At 64.3% G+C, this 17,631-nt stretch carries 13 protein-coding genes and 1 pseudogene; 9 read left to right on the plus strand and 5 right to left on the minus strand.

Annotation, left to right across the window (positions count from 1 at the left end; translation table 11 throughout):
- Positions 1 to 367 precede the first annotated feature (367 nt).
- Complete coding sequence (locus PMI20_RS21115) at positions 368 to 3,184, plus strand: ATP-binding protein (protein WP_007924368.1); 2,817 nt, start codon at positions 368 to 370, stop codon at positions 3,182 to 3,184.
- On the opposite strand, the gene PMI20_RS21120 is transcribed toward PMI20_RS21115, so the two are convergent.
- Together PMI20_RS21120 and PMI20_RS21125 are read right to left on the minus strand one after the other, a co-directional pair.
- Complete coding sequence (locus tag PMI20_RS21120; RefSeq protein WP_007924369.1) at positions 3,131 to 4,627, minus strand: ATP-binding protein; 1,497 nt, start codon at positions 4,625 to 4,627, stop codon at positions 3,131 to 3,133. The two genes, PMI20_RS21115 and PMI20_RS21120, sit on opposite strands and share 54 nt — an antisense overlap.
- 152 nt (positions 4,628 to 4,779) lie before the next feature.
- Positions 4,780 to 5,730: a GlxA family transcriptional regulator gene (locus PMI20_RS21125; protein WP_007924370.1), complete on the minus strand. Its 951-nt coding sequence runs from the start codon at positions 5,728 to 5,730 to the stop codon at positions 4,780 to 4,782.
- A 222-nt stretch (positions 5,731 to 5,952) separates the two neighbouring features.
- Here PMI20_RS21125 and PMI20_RS21130 point away from each other — a divergent pair, with 222 nt between their 5' ends.
- Complete coding sequence (locus PMI20_RS21130) at positions 5,953 to 6,675, plus strand: pirin family protein (protein ID WP_007924371.1); 723 nt, start codon at positions 5,953 to 5,955, stop codon at positions 6,673 to 6,675.
- A 210-nt stretch (positions 6,676 to 6,885) separates the two neighbouring features.
- Here PMI20_RS21130 and PMI20_RS21135 read toward each other — a convergent pair whose 3' ends face one another.
- Both PMI20_RS21135 and PMI20_RS21140 read right to left on the minus strand, forming a co-directional pair.
- Complete coding sequence (locus PMI20_RS21135; protein ID WP_007924372.1) at positions 6,886 to 7,290, minus strand: DUF3077 domain-containing protein; 405 nt, start codon at positions 7,288 to 7,290, stop codon at positions 6,886 to 6,888.
- Positions 7,291 to 7,962: 672 nt separating this feature from the next.
- Positions 7,963 to 8,088 (minus strand): annotated as a pseudogene (locus tag PMI20_RS21140) (hydrolase); the annotation flags it as partial.
- Positions 8,089 to 8,341: 253 nt separating this feature from the next.
- On the opposite strand from PMI20_RS21140, the gene PMI20_RS21145 reads away from it, so the two are divergent.
- Positions 8,342 to 9,703 carry an OprD family porin gene (locus PMI20_RS21145; protein WP_007924373.1) on the plus strand — a complete coding sequence of 454 codons (1,362 nt, stop codon included), beginning with the start codon at positions 8,342 to 8,344 and terminating at the stop codon, positions 9,701 to 9,703.
- Here PMI20_RS21145 and PMI20_RS21150 read toward each other — a convergent pair.
- Positions 9,673 to 12,555: an ATP-binding protein gene (locus PMI20_RS21150; RefSeq protein ID WP_007924375.1), complete on the minus strand. Its 2,883-nt coding sequence runs from the start codon at positions 12,553 to 12,555 to the stop codon at positions 9,673 to 9,675. The two genes, PMI20_RS21145 and PMI20_RS21150, sit on opposite strands and share 31 nt — an antisense overlap.
- A 307-nt stretch (positions 12,556 to 12,862) precedes the next feature.
- Here PMI20_RS21150 and PMI20_RS21155 point away from each other — a divergent pair, with 307 nt between their 5' ends.
- The 6 genes from PMI20_RS21155 to PMI20_RS21180 all read left to right on the plus strand — a co-directional run bounded on the left by PMI20_RS21155 (position 12,863) and on the right by PMI20_RS21180 (position 17,625).
- Positions 12,863 to 13,381 carry a MarR family winged helix-turn-helix transcriptional regulator gene (locus tag PMI20_RS21155; protein ID WP_007924376.1) on the plus strand — a complete coding sequence of 173 codons (519 nt, stop codon included), beginning with the start codon at positions 12,863 to 12,865 and terminating at the stop codon, positions 13,379 to 13,381.
- Between the two features lie 162 nt (positions 13,382 to 13,543).
- Positions 13,544 to 14,722 (plus strand): MFS transporter, encoded by a 1,179-nt coding sequence (locus PMI20_RS21160; RefSeq protein WP_238543415.1) that lies wholly within the window; start codon positions 13,544 to 13,546, stop codon positions 14,720 to 14,722.
- Between the two features lie 117 nt (positions 14,723 to 14,839).
- Positions 14,840 to 15,646 carry an AfsA-related hotdog domain-containing protein gene (locus PMI20_RS21165; RefSeq protein WP_007924378.1) on the plus strand — a complete coding sequence of 269 codons (807 nt, stop codon included), beginning with the start codon at positions 14,840 to 14,842 and terminating at the stop codon, positions 15,644 to 15,646.
- Positions 15,647 to 15,695: 49 nt separating this feature from the next.
- Complete coding sequence (locus tag PMI20_RS21170; protein ID WP_007924379.1) at positions 15,696 to 16,394, plus strand: HAD family hydrolase; 699 nt, start codon at positions 15,696 to 15,698, stop codon at positions 16,392 to 16,394.
- Positions 16,394 to 16,960, plus strand: coding sequence for a DUF2165 family protein (locus tag PMI20_RS21175; protein ID WP_007924380.1), 567 nt, complete (start codon positions 16,394 to 16,396; stop codon positions 16,958 to 16,960). Before PMI20_RS21170 ends, PMI20_RS21175 begins: the two co-directional genes overlap by 1 nt.
- Positions 16,957 to 17,625, plus strand: a complete 669-nt coding sequence (locus tag PMI20_RS21180) for a hypothetical protein (protein WP_007924381.1) — start codon at positions 16,957 to 16,959, stop codon at positions 17,623 to 17,625. The genes PMI20_RS21175 and PMI20_RS21180 overlap by 4 nt, the downstream gene beginning before the upstream one ends.
- The last annotated feature ends 6 nt before the right edge of the window (positions 17,626 to 17,631 follow it).

Here is a 17,631-nt window from a genome sequence, read left to right on the forward strand (position 1 = left end):
CATCCCTTTTTTCTTCGCGTGGCACGCACAACCGTCCCTTCGATTGGCCAAGGTGACGGCCTCGAGTTTTGGGCATAGAGCGCAGGCAGGACGAGTTAAACGTTGTTAATTTTCAATGGCGCGGGCACCGCCCCTGCTTGCTCGTCGCCAAGGCCGCGGTCAATGAATACAGGCGCCATCGCCGGCAAGAAGATTGCTGCGGCCAATGCAGTCGATGCACGCTCATCCGCGCCGCGTTGCGTTGTTCGGGAAACCTGAGGAACATGCTCGAAAACCGCGGGATAGAAGGCCGTGCCCTTCGTCCGCCCTTCCCGCCCAGGTGCAACGGGAAGCACTAGAAAAAGACCACAGCAGCAGGAGTGAGCCGTTGACCCTAGCCCCCGAACAGGCCGTGCATTTCGGCCCCTACCGGATCTACCCCGGGCAACGCCTGATACTGGAAGCCGAGCGGCCCTTGCGCCTGGGCCGCCGCTCCATGGACATCCTGCTGATCCTGCTGGAGCACGCCGGCGAAGTGGTCAGCAAGCAGCAACTGATCGCCCGGGTCTGGCCCAGGAGCGTGGTCGAAGACACCAACCTGCGGGTGCACATGGCGGCGCTGCGCAAGGCCCTGGGCGACGGCCAGGCCGGCCAGCGCTACATCGTCACCGTGGCCCAGCGCGGCTACAGCTTCGTCGCGCCCTTCTCCCTGGAGCCGTTCGCCCCCGAGCGCTTCGAGCAAGGCCCCAAAGCCCCTTCGGCCGAGCCGGGCGGGCATAACCTGCCGGTGCGCCGCACCCGCCTGATCGGGCGCCAGGCCCTGGTGGACAATGTGATGACGCAACTGGCGCGCCAGCGCTTCATCACCCTGGTCGGCCCCGGCGGCATCGGCAAGACCACCGTGGCCCTGCGGGTCGCCGAACAGCTGATCGGCCAGTACCGGGACGGCATCCGCCTGCTGGACCTGGCCCCGCTCAACGACCCACGGATGATCACCAGCCACCTGGCGACCCTGCTCGACCTGGCGCTGCACGACGACGAACCGCTGGCCAGCCTGGCGAACTTCCTGCGCGAGCGGCAGATGCTGCTGGTGATCGACAACTGCGAGCACCTGCTCGATGCCATCGCGCCGCTCTGCGAAAGCATCCTGCGCGCTGCACCACAAGTGCATGTCCTGGCCACCAGCCGCGAGAGCCTGCGGGCCGAGGGCGAATTCTTGCAACGCCTGGAATCCCTGGATTGCCCACCGCCCATCGCGGTGCTGGACCGCGCCCAGGCCCTGACTTTCTCGGCCCTGCAATTGTTCGTCGAGCGGGCGATGGCCAGCCACGACAGCTTCGAATTGAGCCAGGACGAACTGCCCCTGGCGATCGAGATCTGCCGGCGCCTGGACGGCATTCCCCTGGCCATCGAGCTGGCCGCTGCCCAGGTCGGCAACCTGGGGCTCGCGGGCTTGCTCAGCCAGTTGCACGGCTGTTTCCGCCTGCTGACCCAGGGCTGCCAGGTCACCCCGGGCCGTCATCAGACCCTGCGCGCCACCCTGGACTGGAGCTTCGAACTGCTCAGCGCCTGCGAGCAGGCCTGCCTGCGCCGGCTGGGCGTATTCAGGGGCGGCTTCACCCTGCCATCGGCCGCGGCGGTGATCGTCGACGCGCACATCGAAGCCAGCACGGTTTTTACCGCGATCACCCAGTTGGTGGCCAAGTCCCTGCTGAACGTGGAGGTCGGCGACGAGGAAGTGTTCTATCGCCTGCTGGACACCACCCGCAGCTATGCCCTGGAAAAACTCGAGCAGGCCGCCGAACTGCCGGCTACCCGCAGGCGCCACGCCGAGCGTTGCCTGGCCTTGATGCATCAGGCCCGGGACGACTGGGAGCAGACGCCCTCGACGCTGTGGGTCGAGCGGCACGCCCGCAGCCTGGAAGACATCCGCGCGGCACTCGACTGGGGCTTGAATGCCCAGGGTCCGCAACAGCTGGCGATCCACCTGGCCGCGGCCTCCGCACCGCTGTGGCAGGAGCTGTCGCTGCTCAAGGAACACGGCGGCTATGTGCGCCAGGCCCTGGCCCTGCTTCATACGGCGGGCGAGGCCTGCCCGCGCCTGACCCAGGCCCTCAAGCTGGCCCTCGGCAGCGCCTGCTACCACACCCAGGGCAGCAGTACCGAGGCCATCGAGGCCTTCGTCGCGGCCAGGGCCCTGGCCGAAAGCACCGACGATGTGGCCGCCCAGCTCAAGGCGGTGTCCGGGCACATGGCGGTCAACCTCAGTTGCGGTCACTACCAACTGGCCCTGGAGCAAAGCCGGCAGTTCGACCACCTGGCGCGGCGCGGCGCCGGCCCGACCGCGATGTCCCTCAGCACCCAGCGCCTGCAGGTGCTGGCCCTGCACTTTGCCGGCGACCAACCACGGGCCCGGGACCAGGCCGAGCAAGTCATCCAGCTGATGGCCCAGAGCGGCAATCTGAGCCGCTTCACCCGCGGCTTTGGCGTGCAGTACGACCAGAGCGTCGCCGCCCTGACGATCCTGGCGCGGATCCTCTGGCTGCAAGGCCATCCGGAACAGGCCTGGCGCACCGCGCGCCAGGCTCTGGACATCGCCCTGCAGATCAACCACGGCACCTCTATCTGCTACACCCTGGCCCTGGCCGGCTGCCTGATCGCCCACTACAACGGCGACGCCGCGACCGCCCGCGAACTCCTGCGCCTGCTGCTGGAGCAGGCGCAGAAGCATTCGGTGCTGCTGTTCTACACCTGGGGCCGGCACTATGCGCAGGTCATCGAAGGCGCCCCGGAGTTCTCGCCGCCGCAATCCGGCACCGGGCTGATCGGTGAAATCATGGTGACCCTGGACGGCGCTTTCATCGACAACGCCTTGCTGCAACGGGCCGAAAGCGGCACCGCGGGCTGGAGCACGGCGGAGATCCTGCGCACCCGGGCCGAGGCGCTGCTGACCGACAATGCGCCTGACGCCGCCGAAGCAGTGCTGCACCAGGCGTTGGCAGTGGCCAGGGCCCAGGGCGCGCTGACCTGGGAATTGCGCAGCACCACCTCGCTGGCCCGGCTCTGGCAGCGCCAGGGCCAGGCCCGGCGCGCCCATGAGCTGCTCGAACCGCTCTACGCCCGCTTCACCGAAGGTTTTGCCACGCCGGACCTAACCCGCGTCCGGGAGCTGCTCGATGAGCTGCAACGACAGGTGCCTGACTGACAGCCAGCGGGCCTTGCCGATGGCGTGGGCATGCCGCCTTTCGAACACCCGCAATTGCCCGCTGTGTTCCAGCTTCTGCAGCGCGTAGGCGCGGGTAGTGTTGAGAAAGCGGTAATGCGTCGTGCCCTGGCCGGGCTCCACCACCAGCAGCGATTTGCGCGCCAGTTGCGCCATCACCTCGGCCACGCACTCGGGCCGCAGCACCGCACAGCTGATGACGTCGGTGGCGGCCTGCACGGTGAAGGCCATGTCGAACACCGCCAGGCGCTGCAACAGGCTTTGCTCCAGCGGGCTCAGCCGCTGATAGCTCCAGTCCAGGGCGGACTCGAGCGTCCGATGTCGCGCCACGGCGGTGCGCCGGCCCTGGGTCAGCAATTGAAAGCAGTTGTCCAGCTGCGCTTGCAGCCCCACCAGCGCCAGCGCATCGATCTGCGTCGCCGCCAGCTCGATGGCCAATGGCAAGCCATCGAGCCGCCGACAGATTTCGCGCACCGCGGCCAGGTCCTGTTCCCGCAAGGCAAAGCCTTGCTGGCAGGCCCGGGCACGGCTGACCAACAGCTGCACCGCCGAATGGCTCATGACTTCCGCCACGCTGTGCAACGACGAGGCCGGCGGCACCGACAAGGCCGCCAGGCCATGCACCGTCTCCCCCGAAACCCGCAGCGGTTCGCGGCTGGTGGCCAGGATCGACAGCCGTGGCGCCGAGGCCAGCAACGGCTCAACCACGGCCCGGCAGCGTTCGAGCAGATGCTCGCAATTGTCCAGCACCAGCAAGGCATGCCGGGTTGCCAGCGCCTCCAGGCCGGCGTCCAGTTCGAGGCTGTGCCTGAGGTGCTCGACCAATTGCGCCGGGTTGTCGATGCTCGCCAGGTCGATAAACCACACGCCGTCGCGGTAGTGCTGCAACAGCAGCTCGGCGACCTGCAGCGCGACCGTGGTCTTGCCGATCCCCGCCGGACCGACCAGGGTCATGAACCGGCGCACCGGCAACTGCCGGACCAGGCTGCCGACCACCGGGTCGCGACCGATGACCGGGGTCAGCCGTGCCGGCAGGTTGTGCTGGGGCTTGTGCAGGCTTGCCAGCGCGACCGGCTCCCCTTGCGCCTCACGCCGCACCGGGGCGGTGAAGCAGTAACCGCGCTGCGGAATGTTGACGATGTAGCCTTGCCCGTCCTGGCCCTCGCCGAGGGCGCGGCGCAGGGCGGCGATGTGCACGCGCAGGTTGATGTCCTCGACCACCGAGTTCGGCCAGACACGAGCGATCAATTCGTCCTTGCCCACCACCTGGCCGGCGCGCTCGACCAGCACCCGCAGGATGTCCAGGGCACGCCCGCCCATGCGCAACGGCCGGTCGCCGTCCAGGACCAGCCGCTGCCGCAGGTGGAAGGCGTAGGGGCCGAACCGCAGCAGTCCGTCGCCGTTCAAATCTCTGATGCTGTTCATGCGTATCCACATGCTGGAAACCTGGCCGGCGCCAGGCTCCCGCACCTCCTTTACCAAGGGTTCCCCGGTATCTTGGCAGGCACCGATGACGGTACAACCGCCCTGGAGGGAGCGTCACGGCCATCGCGGTGCGCCAGACGGACAAGCCGGCGCTAGCTGAACTGTTCGCGGTACTGGGTGGGGGTCAGGCCGAGCTTTTCGCTGAACAGGAAGCGCATGTGCCGCACACTGCCGAAGCCGCTTTTGTAGGCCACGGTCTTGAGCGGCAGGTCGCTGCTCTCCAGCAGGTTCCGCGCCCGGTCGATCCGTGCGCTTTGCAGGAACTCCATGGGTGTCATGTTCACCTCCCGGGCAAACACCCGGGCGAAATGCCGCGAACTCATGTTCGCCAGGCTGGCCATGCGCTCGATGCTGAAGGCTTCTTCCAGGTGTTCGAGCACATGGTTCTGCACCCGGGTCACCGGCGTCTCCTGCGGCGCCACCGTGGCCATCAACGGGCTGAACTGCGCCTGCCCGCCCTGGCGCTTCATCACCACCAGCAACACCTTGGCCACGTCCTGGGCGACTTTCTTGCCGTGGTCCCGGGCGACCACCGCCAGCGCCAGGTCGATGCCGGCGGTGACCCCGCCCGAGGTGATCAGGTTGCGATCCTCGACAAAGATCTGGTCGGTCTCCACCGTCGCCTCGGGGAAGGCCCGGATCAGGCGTTCCGTGTAGTGCCAGTGGGTCGTCACGCGAAACCCGTCGAGCAACCCGGCGTGCCCGAGGATGAAGGCCCCGGTGCAGATCGAGCCATAGACCGCCGAGCGGCGCACGGCCGCCGACAGCCAGTCGAGCAAGGGGCGGTGCTTTTCGTTGTAGGCCCCCGGCCCCCCGGGCACCAGCAGCAAGTCATAGCTGTCGCGCGCCTGGTCGATATGCAGATCGGCCTGCACATTGACGCCGTTGGAAGCGCGCAACGCGCCGTGCTCGGTGCCGATCGTCGAGAGCTGGTAATGGTCCTTCGGCTCCAGATAACGGTTGGCGATGGAAAACACCTCCATGGGCCCGGCCATGTCGAGCAGGAGAAAGTCTGGAAACAACACCATTGCCACGGTTTTCATGGGTAAATATCACTGATATCAAAGGGTTGGAAGCGTAACGCCGACCCTGGACATTATGCCCGGACGGCGCGCGCTCATCGGGCAAGAATACGTGATTCATCGCACAAAATTGTCAACCTGAACCGGACAGTATTTCAGTTTCCATCTACTTATTGCGCCACAGGGTAAACATTAGCCTTCTCCTCAACCGGACGAATTCCCGTTCCGACAGGAGATTCCCTCATGCTGACCCTTCGCAAAGCCTCTGATCGCGGCGCCGCCAACCACGGTTGGTTGAAGTCGTTCCACACCTTTTCCTTCGCCAACTATCGCAACCCGCGGGAACAGGGTTTTTCCGACCTGCTGGTGATCAACGACGACCGGGTCGCCGCCGGCAAAGGCTTCGGCCAACACCCGCACCGGGACATGGAGATTTTCTCCTATGTGCTCGAAGGCGCCCTGGAACACAAGGACACCCTGGGCACCGGTTCGGTGATCCGTCCTGGCGACGTGCAACTGATGAGCGCCGGCAGCGGCGTGGCGCACAGCGAGTACAACCACTCGGCCACCCAGCCGGTGCACTTCCTGCAGATCTGGATCGTGCCGGATGTCAGCGGCGCCAAGCCGCGTTACCAGCAAGAGCATTTCAGCCCGCGGCAAAAACACGGCCGCCTGCAACTGATCATCTCCCCCGAGGGGGCCGACGGCTCGCTGCAGGTGCGCCAGGATGCGCGGGTGTATGCCGGGCTGATCGACGGCCAGGAAAGCGCCACCCTCAAGCTCGACGCCAACCGCTACGCCTACGTGCATGTGGCCCGCGGCTCGGTCGACCTCAACGGCCTGCTCTTGCAGGAAGGCGATGGCGTGCGGGTGCGCCAGGAGCAGGCGCTGACCTTGAGCAACGGCGTAGATGCCGAAGTGCTGGTGTTCGATCTGCGTGCGCAGGAACTGCCGGAAATGCCGTGACCGGCACCGGCCCGGGGGCTTGCGTCCCCGAGCCTTTTTTCGACGTTGACAGGCGCCCAGGGGCCGGTGGAAGCCCTCGACCGCAGCGGCTGACAGCCGCTAGCGCCTATTCGTTCGCTTCAACCAGCCTGACCGAGTTGCACAAGGGGCGTTCGCCTTTTTCCCCTGCCCCTCTGCGGCCGTTCGACGGGTGTGCGATGCCCTCCCGCCTCAAAACGTCTGCACTGCTCCCTGCCTTCGCGCCCCATCCAGCAACGCATCCACCACCGCCCGCGCCATCTCCACCGAATGGATCATCGACCAGATCAAGCCCCGCTCGATGCCGCTGGCACTGGTGATCTCATCCGCCGTCTCCTCGGCGCACTTGAGCAACAACGACACATGCAACAACGCCTCCTCGGCGCTGACGCCAGGGCGAACGGCGAATAGCGGACGGCCGTTGCCGTCGCGACAGCCGAAAGAGCTGCTGCCGGTTTCCTGCAAGCTACGGTACAAAGGCTCGCCGCCATCGCTGCGTTCCAGCGCCTGACGGAGGGTTTGATTGGGGATTTCCAGTTGGACGATCCGCTCGCGGCTGGGCGAAAGAATGGGCGGATCTGGGACGATCTTTTTCATGACGCGGCTCCTTCTTTGATGAAGACCGCCAGCATCACTTGCAGATGATGGGTGGCGGCTACGTGCAGGTCTGCAAGACCGGGAAGAAGAAGCAAACCCGGCAGACCCGAAAGTCTCCCGCACGCAGCCACCATAAATCGAGCTGACATCTCAACGATTCCGTGTGTGCGTCTAGCGCTTCTTGCTTGTTCGGGCTTGCAGTCCCGATCGCTGATTTTGCAGCGACCGGGGCAGCCTAGCCCCGAACATTCAACAGGCACAAGACGCCAAAACCGCAGAAATGTAACCCGGCGATTCTCTCGGAAATGCCCTACAAATCAAAGAGAAAAGCCGCTCAAGCCACGAGCTTTTTTCGCGAGCGAACTTGCGCCCGCAAGGGAATGTACAACGTAAGAACGCACCGCTTCCTGTAGCCGCTGCCGCAGGCTGCGATAAGGCCGAAGGCCTTCGACGATCTCAAGATCCAACGCCCGCTACGTCGGAATGCCGCCCAGATCGATCGCAGCCTGCGGCAGCGGCTACAGGGTACGGGAAAGCTCGCATCCGAGCGCCAGGTGCCCGCTCAGCCCTGGCCGACACTGCCGAGCCATACGCTGAACGGGGTCGCGCTGCCCTGCAACTCGCCACGAGGGACCGGCCAGGCTCACCAGGACGCCGGCGATGGCCAGGCAAGATCTTCGCCGCCTTGGCCAGGCCCACGGTGTTGTTCTTCAGGGTCTGGCGGTCGATCGACTGCACACCGAAGGACATCTGCGGCTGGTGGTCGATCAGGATCAGGGCGGAGTTGCTTAGAATCATCGATTCCAAAACAGGGACAATTCAAAAGCTACCGCACAGCCCACAACGAACCGCACCTGCCGCCTACCGGCCCCCGCGCATGGCCGAATGCAGCACAGCCGTACAATCCCCGCGCCCTGTAATAGGCAACCATGCTTCGCCTCGATCCGATGGCCACGCCGAGCGGACGCGGGCAGGTCAAAGGTGTGCCGGCAGCTGCCGGAACCGCGACCAACCGCGTCCTGGGCCACCCACCTTGACGCGGGAAATCAGCATGCTGCTTGCCTCCAAACACCTCACCGCCCCAGGGCCGATGCACATCCGCCTGAAGCCGCTGTGGCTGCTCGCCTTGCTCAGCGGCGGCGCCCCGGCGCTGGCGGCACAGAGCAGCGCACAGGACACCCCCGGTTTCCTCGAGGGGGCGAGCCTTGAAGTGCTCAGCCGCAACTTCTACCTCAACAACCACTATCGCTCCTCGACCCCAGCCGGCAAGAGCTACCAGCAGGAATGGGCCCAGGGCTTCATCGCCTCGTTCGCGTCCGGCTTCACCCCCGGCCCCCTCGGCGTGGGGGTCGATGCCCACGGTTTCCTGGGCTTGAAACTGGACGGTGGCAAGGGGCATTCCGGGACGGGCCTGTTGCCGCTGGATCATGACGGGCGCAGCGAAGGCAGCTATTCCAGCGCCGGCGGCGCGCTGAAGTTCAAGGCCTCGCGGACCACCCTGGCGCTCGGTGAAATGAGCGTGGCGACCCCGGTGTTCGACACCGCCGACAAACGCCTGCAACCGGAATACGCCAGTGGCCTGCTGCTCTCCAGCCGGGAACTCGAAGGGCTCGACCTGCAGGCCGGTCACTTCAACGCCTTCAAGAACCAGGACGCCTCGACCGCCAAGGGCGACTTTTCCGGCTACGGGGCGACGACCCGCCACGCCAGCATCGACTTTATCGGCGCCGACCTGTTCACCGGCCAGGCGCTGGGCGGCGCCCTCTACGCCTCGGAGCTGAGCGACACCTGGCGCCAGTACTACGCCAACCTGCATGCCAGCCTTGGCCAGTGGTTCCTCGACGGCAACCTGTACCGCACCCGCGACCAGGGCCAGGCCGCGGCCGGCGCCATCGACACCACGGCCTACAGCCTCTCCGGCAAATACCGGATCGACGCCCAGGCGTTCACCCTGGCCTATCAGAAAGTCCACGGCGACACGCCCTTCGACTTTGTCGGCGGCGACTCCATCTACCTCGCCAACTCGATCAAGTACGCCGACTTCAACGGCCCCGGCGAGCGCTCCTGGCAGGCGCGCTACGACCTCGACCTGGGCGCCCTGGGCATTCCCGGCCTGAGCTTCATGGCCCGCTATGTGAGCGGTCGCGGCATCGACGGCGGCCACGCGCCCCAAGGCGGCGCCTACAACCCCTTCGATCCCGCCAGCGGCACCTACAGCCCGCAACAGGGCCGGGGCGGACGCCACTGGGAACGCGACCTGGACCTGCACTACATCGTGCAATCGGGCCCGGCCAAGGACCTGTCGCTGCAACTGTCCCACGTCAGCCACCGGGCCAACGCCGCCCAGGCCGGCGACGACATCGACCGGCTGTACCTCGTCATTCAGTACCCGCTCAAGCTCGGGCCGTTCTGATCCTGCGCGGTAGACGCGATAGCCTGCCGCAGCGTTTCAAGGGTTGCAGGCTTGAACAAGACCTGGTCCATCCCGGCGGCCATGCAGCGCTCCACCGCACTCGCCTCAATGCTGGCCGTCAGGGCAATGATGCGACAGCGTGGCAGGCCGCTGTGGGACTCCTCCCAGCGGATCCGCCTGGCGAGTTCGAAGCCGTCCATTCTGGGCATCATGCCGTCCGTGAGCACGATGTCGAAGTCCGCGCTCAGCCAGCGCTTGAAGGCTTCCTGCCCGTCTTCCGCGACCACGACCCGATGCCCCAGGGTCTCAAGCTGGGTGTTGAGGGTGACGCGATTGAAGGCGTTATCTTCGGCCAACAAGATGGACAATGGCTGCACTTGGGCCGAAACGGGCTGGGCCTGCTGCGCAGCTTCGCCCTCGACAGCGGCTGGAGGGTCGCAGATGGGCAGGTTCAATTCGAGGCTGAAGCACGACCCTTTGCCAGGTTCGCTACGCGGGTTGAGCGTGCCCCCCATCAGTTGCACCAGGCGGCGGCTGATGTTCAGCCCCAGGCCGCTTCCGGACATCTGCTCAGTACCTGGTACGCCCACCTGGGAAAAGGGTTTGAACAGCTTGCCCATGTCTTCGGTACAAATGCCGATGCCCGTATCGATGACATCGAGGTCCAGGCACAAGCTGTCCCCCTCACGGCGGGTGCGGGCCTGCAGGGTGACGCCGCCGCGCTCGGTGAATTTGATGGCGTTGCTGAGCAGGTTGAACAGCACCTGCTTGAAATGCAGCGGGTCCAGCAGCACCCATGCCTGCAGGTCGCCTTCCACATTGGCGTCCAGGGTGAGGCCTTTTTGTCGCGCCATGCCCGCCACTACCGAGACGACGCCTTCAATCTGGTGTTTGATGAGCACCGGCTCAGGAAACGAATCGATCTTTCCGGACTCGATGCGAGAAATATCCAGCACATTGCCCAGCAGCAACAGCAGCCCCTGGGCCGCGTCCTGGGCCACGGACAGGGATACGCTGTCGGCCTCCCCCTGTTTCGCTCTGCGCAGGGCGAGTTCCTGCAGGCCGATGATCGCGTTCAGCGGCGTGCGTATCTCATGGCTCATCGTTGACAGGAAGACGCTCTTGGCCTGGTTGGCGGCCTCGGCCCGTTCCTCGGCCGCCCGGGTCCTGCGGACCTGGCGTCGCAGGTAGAAGGCCCAGATCAGCGAGATGGCGATCAGGATCGCGAAGAGGCTGCCCAGCTGGAGAATCTTGTCGCGATGGTCACGCCAGAAGTCGCTCCCGCCCCTGGAGAAACGCGGTGCCCAGGCTTTGACTATTTCCGCGACCTCTTCAGGCGCGATTGCCAGCTGCGCCTTCTCCAGGATGCTGCGCAACTCCGGCTGGTTCTTCGCCACCCCGATGCCGATGGGCGTGGAGGTGCTTTGCAGGATTCCGGTGACCTGGATGCGATTGTCGAAGTACTGGGCCGACAAATAGCGGCCGGTGTAGTCGCTGCTCAGGTACACCTCGTTCTGCCCCGAATCGACCGAGCGCATGGCCTCGAGGAACGTGGGGTACACCTTGAGCTGAATCTCCGGATAGTCACGTCTTATGGTATCGATGAAAAAGTAGCCTTCACCCGTCGCCAGCGTCTTCCCATTCAGATCGGCAAGCCCGGTGAAACGCCTGCCGGCGCGGCGGCCAGCACCGGCCGCGGTCATCAGCACGGTGGAGCTGCGCAGGTACGGCGGCAAGACATCCAGTGGCGTCTCGAACAGCTCGGACTGAGGCATGGCCGGGGTCAACAGCGCGCGCCCCTCGGCGATGAGCTTGTTGGTTTCAAGGGTGTTTGGCGTACCCAGGTAGGAGAACTTCAGGCCACTGCGCTGGCTGATCAACTCCAGGTAGTCGCGGCCAATGCCGGTCACGTCGCGGTCCCGTCCCAGCTCGCCCAGCGCCCCAAGCGAGTAATTGATGGCCACGGGTACCTGCGGGTGGCTGTCCAGCCAGCGCTGTTCCGCGGGCGCCAGCTTCACCCGCGCTTCGTCGATGCTCAAGCGGCGGCCGGCGCTCCAACTGCGCAGGATATCGTCCCCATAGCGCCTGGATATCCCGGGGATCGCCCGGTCGATGATGCCCTTCAGCGGCTCGTCGCCCGGGCGCAGAAGGAAACGGAAACCCTGGCTGTCGACAGGAGCGAAGTTGTCGATGCGCAGGCCCAACAGATAATGGGTTTGAATCAGGTAATGCGAGGACAGCGCATCCCCCAACACCGCGTCGACATCCCCCAATACCAGCGCTTCGAGCGCGCGCTGGGGCGAATCGAAAAGCTCGACCTTGCTATGGGGATAGACCTCTTGTACCGCCTGTTGCGGAAGATAGCCGACGGTCATTCCCAGAACGCTACCGGCCTGGCCGGGATCGAAGGGCTGGGCCTGCGACGTCACCAGCACCGGCCGGTCGGGCAGGTAAGCCTCGCTGAGCAGCAGGCCATTTTCCCGGCCTTCGACATCGCTGCCCGCGCCCAGCAGGTCGATCTCGCCACTGCGCAAGGCCGCCAGCGCGGATGCCCGCGACGAGTAGGCGCGCACCTTGGGCGGCCGCTCGAACATCAGGGCCAGATAGTCGGCGGTGATGCCCTGGTAGCGGTCGCCATAGAGCACTGACAGGGGCGGATAATCGAGACGCACGACCCCCACCGTGAGCGGCCCCCGCCCTTCCAGCCACTGCCGCGCCCTGGGGTCCAGCCAGGGGTGGCTGCTGGTGGTCATCCGACCGGACAACGCGATGTCTTGCGCGTGAGCCGGAAATATCGGTGAAAGAAAACCCAGCAATAGAATGCCAATAGCTGCGAGGGACCTCAGTAGCATGGGGAACCTTCCTTGAGGTACTTGCGGGATTTGCGGCAGATGGCGATTCGCAGGCGGTCACTGCGGCGCGGTCGAAAATGTCGTGAACTCAATTGCAACTCTAGGTCTTGGCGGCTTTGCCGACGGCAAATAGCCCATCCTAGACCATCAAAGGCAGGGGCTGACAGACGAATACCGCACAATGAGTACGACTGTTTCTTGCCCCTCCATGATTTATCTGAATTGGTCAGCCCAATTAGCGTTGGCTTGACATCCCGACGACTCGGTCACCAACATGCAGCCGACTACACAGCCATGCACAGATACCATGTTCGAACTGAAAGACCTGCCTTCGCGCGAAACCCTCGAGCACTTCGGCAAGCTCTATGACAACCCCGATGTCGAAGGGCTCTATACCTGGCTGGTATGGGCGTCGGCGACGGATGAAATGCTCTCGGCGTTTAATGCCAACCTCGCGCACGAGAATCTTGCCCAAACACCCTTCTTCGTCCTGCTGCTGCTCAAGCGTAACCCCGGGGGGCTCTCGATCGGCGCGCTGGCTGATGGGGTAGCCGTGGCTTCGCAGACGATGACGCGCGCCATCAAGCAGATGGAAGCTGCCGGTCTTTGTACGAAACATCCGGACCCGGACGATGGGCGCTACTGGATCGTCCGGCTGACCCCGGAGGGCGACAGCACCCTTGGCCGGGTGCTGCCCAAACACTACGAGTGGGTCGCCAAGTTCATGAGCCACTTCAAAGACGATGAGCGCGAGCTTCTGGTGAAGCTGATGATGAGGGTGGCCCCTGCCCTGCGGACAATGCGCCTGGAAACGGAACTCGGCTGATCGGCCGAGTCTTTTAAAAATCATGTAGCACGCTACACAGCAACCTACAGAAAATTAAACCTTTGGCGGCTCCCTCGCGTCGCGGCCAGTAACGCCGCGACTTCAATGCCCTGGCGCCTCTATTGATCGAGATATGTAGCAATGCACACATCTACACAGGATATGGCTCAACAACCCACAGCGACTTTGCTGGTGCAGATGGTGTTCTGCGCGCTCGCCGTGGTCTCTCTCTTGTATATCCCGGTGCCTATCCTGCCCCTTTTGGCACAGGCCTATCAGTTGCCGCAGGAACAGGCTGGCCTCGCACTGGGCGCCTTCGGGTTCGCATACGCCACGGGTTTTCTGGTGTTCGGGCCTTTATCCGATCGCCTTGGCCGCAGGACGGTCATGGTCGGCGGCCTGGTGCTGCTGGCCATCATCACGCTGGGGCTCGCATGGGCGCAGACGCCGACCCTGTTCATCTGCGGCCGGGCATTGCAGGGATTCGCCGCCGCCTCCTTCCCGCCCGTGGCCCTCGCCTACTTGTCCGAGCGCGGTACCCCCAAGCAACGTGTGTGGGGGGTGGCCTGGATGAGTACGGCGTTCCTGTCGGCAGGTGTGCTCGGGCAGATCTACGGCAGTCTCGTTGCGGGGCGTTGGGGCCTGGGTTACGCCCTCATGCCACTGGTGGTGATCTATGCCGCGACCGCGTTGCGCCTGGCCACAGTCCCGGAAGGAGCTCGAGCGGTACGTCCGAAGGGCTCGATGTGGGAAGGATATCGCCCCATCTTCACCTTGCTCGGTAACCCGGCCCTGCGCCGTGTCTATCTGCCCGCACTCCTGCTGCTGATGTCATTCGTCGCCTTTTACATAGGACTGGATATGCACCTGGGTGAGCTCATCGAAAGCCAGGGCATCAGCAGAATGCAAGCACGTGGCGTGGCGTTGCCGGCGTTTCTCGCGCCACTGCTCGCTGCCAAATTGATTGGTCGCTGGGGAGCCAAGCGGGTCGCGACCACGGGGCTTGGCGTCGCGGCGTTTGGACTGGTGCTCTGTGCAAGCGCCGGTCAAGAACACATTCCCCTGCTGCTGGTAGCCAGTGTCGTTTATGTCGCGGGAGTGGCCATCAGTGTCCCCGGACTGATCGCTCGAATCGCCGCGGCGGCATCGCCCGATGTTCGTGGCCTGGCAGTGTCCTTCTACACCTTCGTGCTCTTTGTCGGGGCGAGCCTTGGACCGTGGCTGGCAAACATCAGTCGTGCCTGGCAGGTGGAATCTTTTCTTCTGGTACTCGCAGCGGGGCTCGGCGCTGCAGCGTTGTACAGCGCTGCACGGGTAGATGACAGCTCCCGTGTGCGCTAGTCGAGCGGCCCTGGTTTCCACGCAGGACGTCAGTGGGAAGCGGGTCTGTTTTTGTAGTAATCCGGTATCGGCCAAACGACCTGCCGAAGGCCCCGGGTATAGAAAGGGAATCCATTGATGGGTATCTACGTTGTAGTTGCAAACCAGTTCGAAGACTTCGCAAGGCATGAAAACGTGATGTCCTACAGCACGCTGCTGCTGGTGCTAAAGACACCGGGACCATCCGTGCTGAGAGGTTGCAAGGTCGTTGCCGGGCAGGGGCTTGGCCGCAAGGAAATTCAGCATGCCTATCGCATGGCGATCGCCAGCGGGCATGCCGATGAATTCGATCATTGGGACCTGTGGACGGGCGCGGAGCTGGCGGGCCAGGAGCTCGCCCACAAGCGCCAGCGCAAGAACGTGCTGATCTCCGTTCCGGAGAGGAACGAGGAAGGCCTCTATACCGCCAGCCTCCTGCTCCATGCCGAAAACGAGCTGATGCTCGACCACCTCACTGGACAGCATGTGCAAGGCATGGTGCTGCTCGAAGCGTGCCGCCAGATGTTCCTGGCGGTGACGGAGCGCTTCCATCTGGACGACTACAAACCGCATAAACGCTACTTCGTCCTCAACGAGATGAATGTCCGCTACACCGCCTTCGCCTTCCCGCTGCCGGCGCAGATCCGCTATCGCTTGATCGACCTGAAGCAACCACGCCCCGACCGCGTCGAAGTGCAGGCGACGATGGAGGTCTGGCAGGGCGAACAATCCGTCACTGGGGTGGATGTCAAGTTCTGCGTCATGGATGCCGAGCGCCTCGGTCTGCGCGAGGCCACGCTCGCCTCGCGCGCCCTGTCCTCACAAGTCGACACCTTGCGCCGCCGCTTGCGCATGACCCCGCACCCGCATGCGCAGTTGATGACCGAGCCGATTCCCACCCTTTGATCCCATCGCCCGCTTGCACCCAGGTGCAAGCGCCTTTCGAGTAATCGTAATGACAGCACGAAGAATCGCTTTCTTCGACGTCGATGAAACCCTCATCGACCTCAAGAGCATGTTCAGTTTCCGAGCGTTCTACTTTCGCTGGCTATGGGGAGAGGAACGTGGCGGTGAGGCGGAAGTTGCCGCTGCCAAACGTATCGATGAGTACGTCAGGAAAGGTTTCGATCGCTCTGCCATCAACACGCTGTTCTACGAAGACTTCCGCGATCACCAGCCCGACCTGGTGGCCGAGGCGGCCCTGGCCTGGTACGTACAGGAAAGGGCGCGCTCGGAATTCTTCATCCTTCCAGTTCTGCGGGCACTTCAGGAGCACCAGGGCAACGGAGACATCGTCGCCTTCGTTTCGGGTTCGGCCGTGGAGTTTCTGGCTCCACTGGCAGCGGAGCTGGGTGTGCCCCATGTCCTGGCAAATCGGCTGGAAACGCGCGATGGGCGCTTTACGGGCCAGCTCATCCCGCCGCAAACCATTGGCCTGGGCAAACAGCAAGCTGCCTTGCGCCTGATGGATACGCTCAGCGTCGATCCAGCCGACTGCTATGGGTACGGCGATCACCTGACGGACCTCCCCCTCCTGATGAGCGTCGGGAAACCTACGGTAGTGGCGGGCGACCCGGCCCTGGTCAGGCATGCGGAGCAACGTGACTGGCCCATCCTCTACCCCGACGCGTCCCTGCATCGAGGAGAACCATGATGTCGTTTCACCCGTTCTCCTTCAGCCGCCTGGCGGTGGTGGCCAGCCTTGCCCTCTGGTTGAGCATCGCCGTACTCAACAACCTCACCGACCCGGAAACCAACCGCTTCCATATCGGCAACACGCTTTCCATGGCGTTGCTGGAAGAAGAGGAACTGCTGGGCGCGGCCCTACGCTGGCGCGCCTGGCCAGCGCACTGGGCCGAAACAGCGCTGTACGCGGTGGCAGGCATCCAGATCGTCGTTTCGATGCTGCTCTGGTATGCGGCATTCGCCTACGCCAAGGCTTGGCGCCTGGGCAGTCGTACCGCGCTGGACGTCGCCCGCAACCGCGCCGTCGTCGCCCTGACCTGCTTCCTGTTGCTGTGGTTCGGCTTCATCTGCGGAGGCCTGTGGTTCGGCTACTGGCTGAAGCAGGGCGCCATTCAATCGGTGCACATGACGCTGGTTCTGATAGGCCTGGTGGCACTGCTCTTCGTTCAAGGCGAGCCCCAATCATGGCCAGCTGTACAGCCCGCAGCCCCTGCCACGCCTGGCAGTCAACCACTCGAAAGGAGCCTTCCATGAACTCGCCGGTTCGCACCGCAAGCATTGCCCTCGCCATGGCTCTGGTAGCGATCACTGCCACCGCCAACACCGATTCGCCCAAGGAGAAACCTGCCATGAACCAGCCCGCCACCCGCCCGATCGCAGTGCCTTCCATCTACCAGGAGTCCGCTCGTCGCCAGGTGACTGTCGACGGCGAGCAAGCGCTACTCACCCGCTACGTGCGCAGCGATGGCCGCAACTCAGGACTGGATGGCGAACACTTCAGCACCGTGGTTTCGGACACCGGCGTGCTCAAGGGCTTCGCCAATATGTCGCTGGACCTGGTCGGCAAGCCACTGCCGTCGCGCGAACGCTCCGAGGAAATTGCCAGGCTGTTTCTCGAGCAGCATGCCCCCGACCTGATCGAGCGTATGAGGATCAGCTGGATCGAACCCCACGATGAACCGTTGAAGGTTACGCGCGACGGCCACGAAGAGGTCGTGACCTTGAGCGGCATGAAAGTGAAGGCACGCAATCTGGCCGACGGTCGCTGGTTCTGGATCATCGTCGGCAGCGACGGGAAGCCCATGGTGTTCGAACGCGACATCGTCTGGATCACCTTCCCCGGCAAGCGCCAGACCGAGAAATGGCTGCATGACAGCTGGCTGGCAAAGCAACCAGGCGCTTGGGCCCAGTCGCTCTGACGCCGC

The sequence above is a fragment of the Pseudomonas sp. GM17 genome, from assembly GCF_000282175.2.
In the GTDB taxonomy this organism is placed as follows: Bacteria; Pseudomonadota; Gammaproteobacteria; order Pseudomonadales; family Pseudomonadaceae; genus Aquipseudomonas; species Aquipseudomonas chlororaphis.

Coding starts and splice junctions, on each gene's coding strand:
- PMI20_RS21180 (WP_007924381.1), top strand. CDS start 16,957: ATGAACTCGCCGGTTCGCACCGCAAGCATTGCCCTCGCCATGGCTCTG.
- PMI20_RS21125 (WP_007924370.1), bottom strand. CDS start 5,730: ATGAAAACCGTGGCAATGGTGTTGTTTCCAGACTTTCTCCTGCTCGAC.
- PMI20_RS21130 (WP_007924371.1), top strand. CDS start 5,953: ATGCTGACCCTTCGCAAAGCCTCTGATCGCGGCGCCGCCAACCACGGT.
- PMI20_RS21150 (WP_007924375.1), bottom strand. CDS start 12,555: ATGCTACTGAGGTCCCTCGCAGCTATTGGCATTCTATTGCTGGGTTTT.
- PMI20_RS21165 (WP_007924378.1), top strand. CDS start 14,840: ATGGGTATCTACGTTGTAGTTGCAAACCAGTTCGAAGACTTCGCAAGG.
- PMI20_RS21170 (WP_007924379.1), top strand. CDS start 15,696: ATGACAGCACGAAGAATCGCTTTCTTCGACGTCGATGAAACCCTCATC.
- PMI20_RS21120 (WP_007924369.1), bottom strand. CDS start 4,627: ATGAACAGCATCAGAGATTTGAACGGCGACGGACTGCTGCGGTTCGGC.
- PMI20_RS21145 (WP_007924373.1), top strand. CDS start 8,342: ATGCTGCTTGCCTCCAAACACCTCACCGCCCCAGGGCCGATGCACATC.
- PMI20_RS21175 (WP_007924380.1), top strand. CDS start 16,394: ATGTCGTTTCACCCGTTCTCCTTCAGCCGCCTGGCGGTGGTGGCCAGC.
- PMI20_RS21160 (WP_238543415.1), top strand. CDS start 13,544: ATGGCTCAACAACCCACAGCGACTTTGCTGGTGCAGATGGTGTTCTGC.
- PMI20_RS21135 (WP_007924372.1), bottom strand. CDS start 7,290: ATGAAAAAGATCGTCCCAGATCCGCCCATTCTTTCGCCCAGCCGCGAG.
- PMI20_RS21155 (WP_007924376.1), top strand. CDS start 12,863: ATGTTCGAACTGAAAGACCTGCCTTCGCGCGAAACCCTCGAGCACTTC.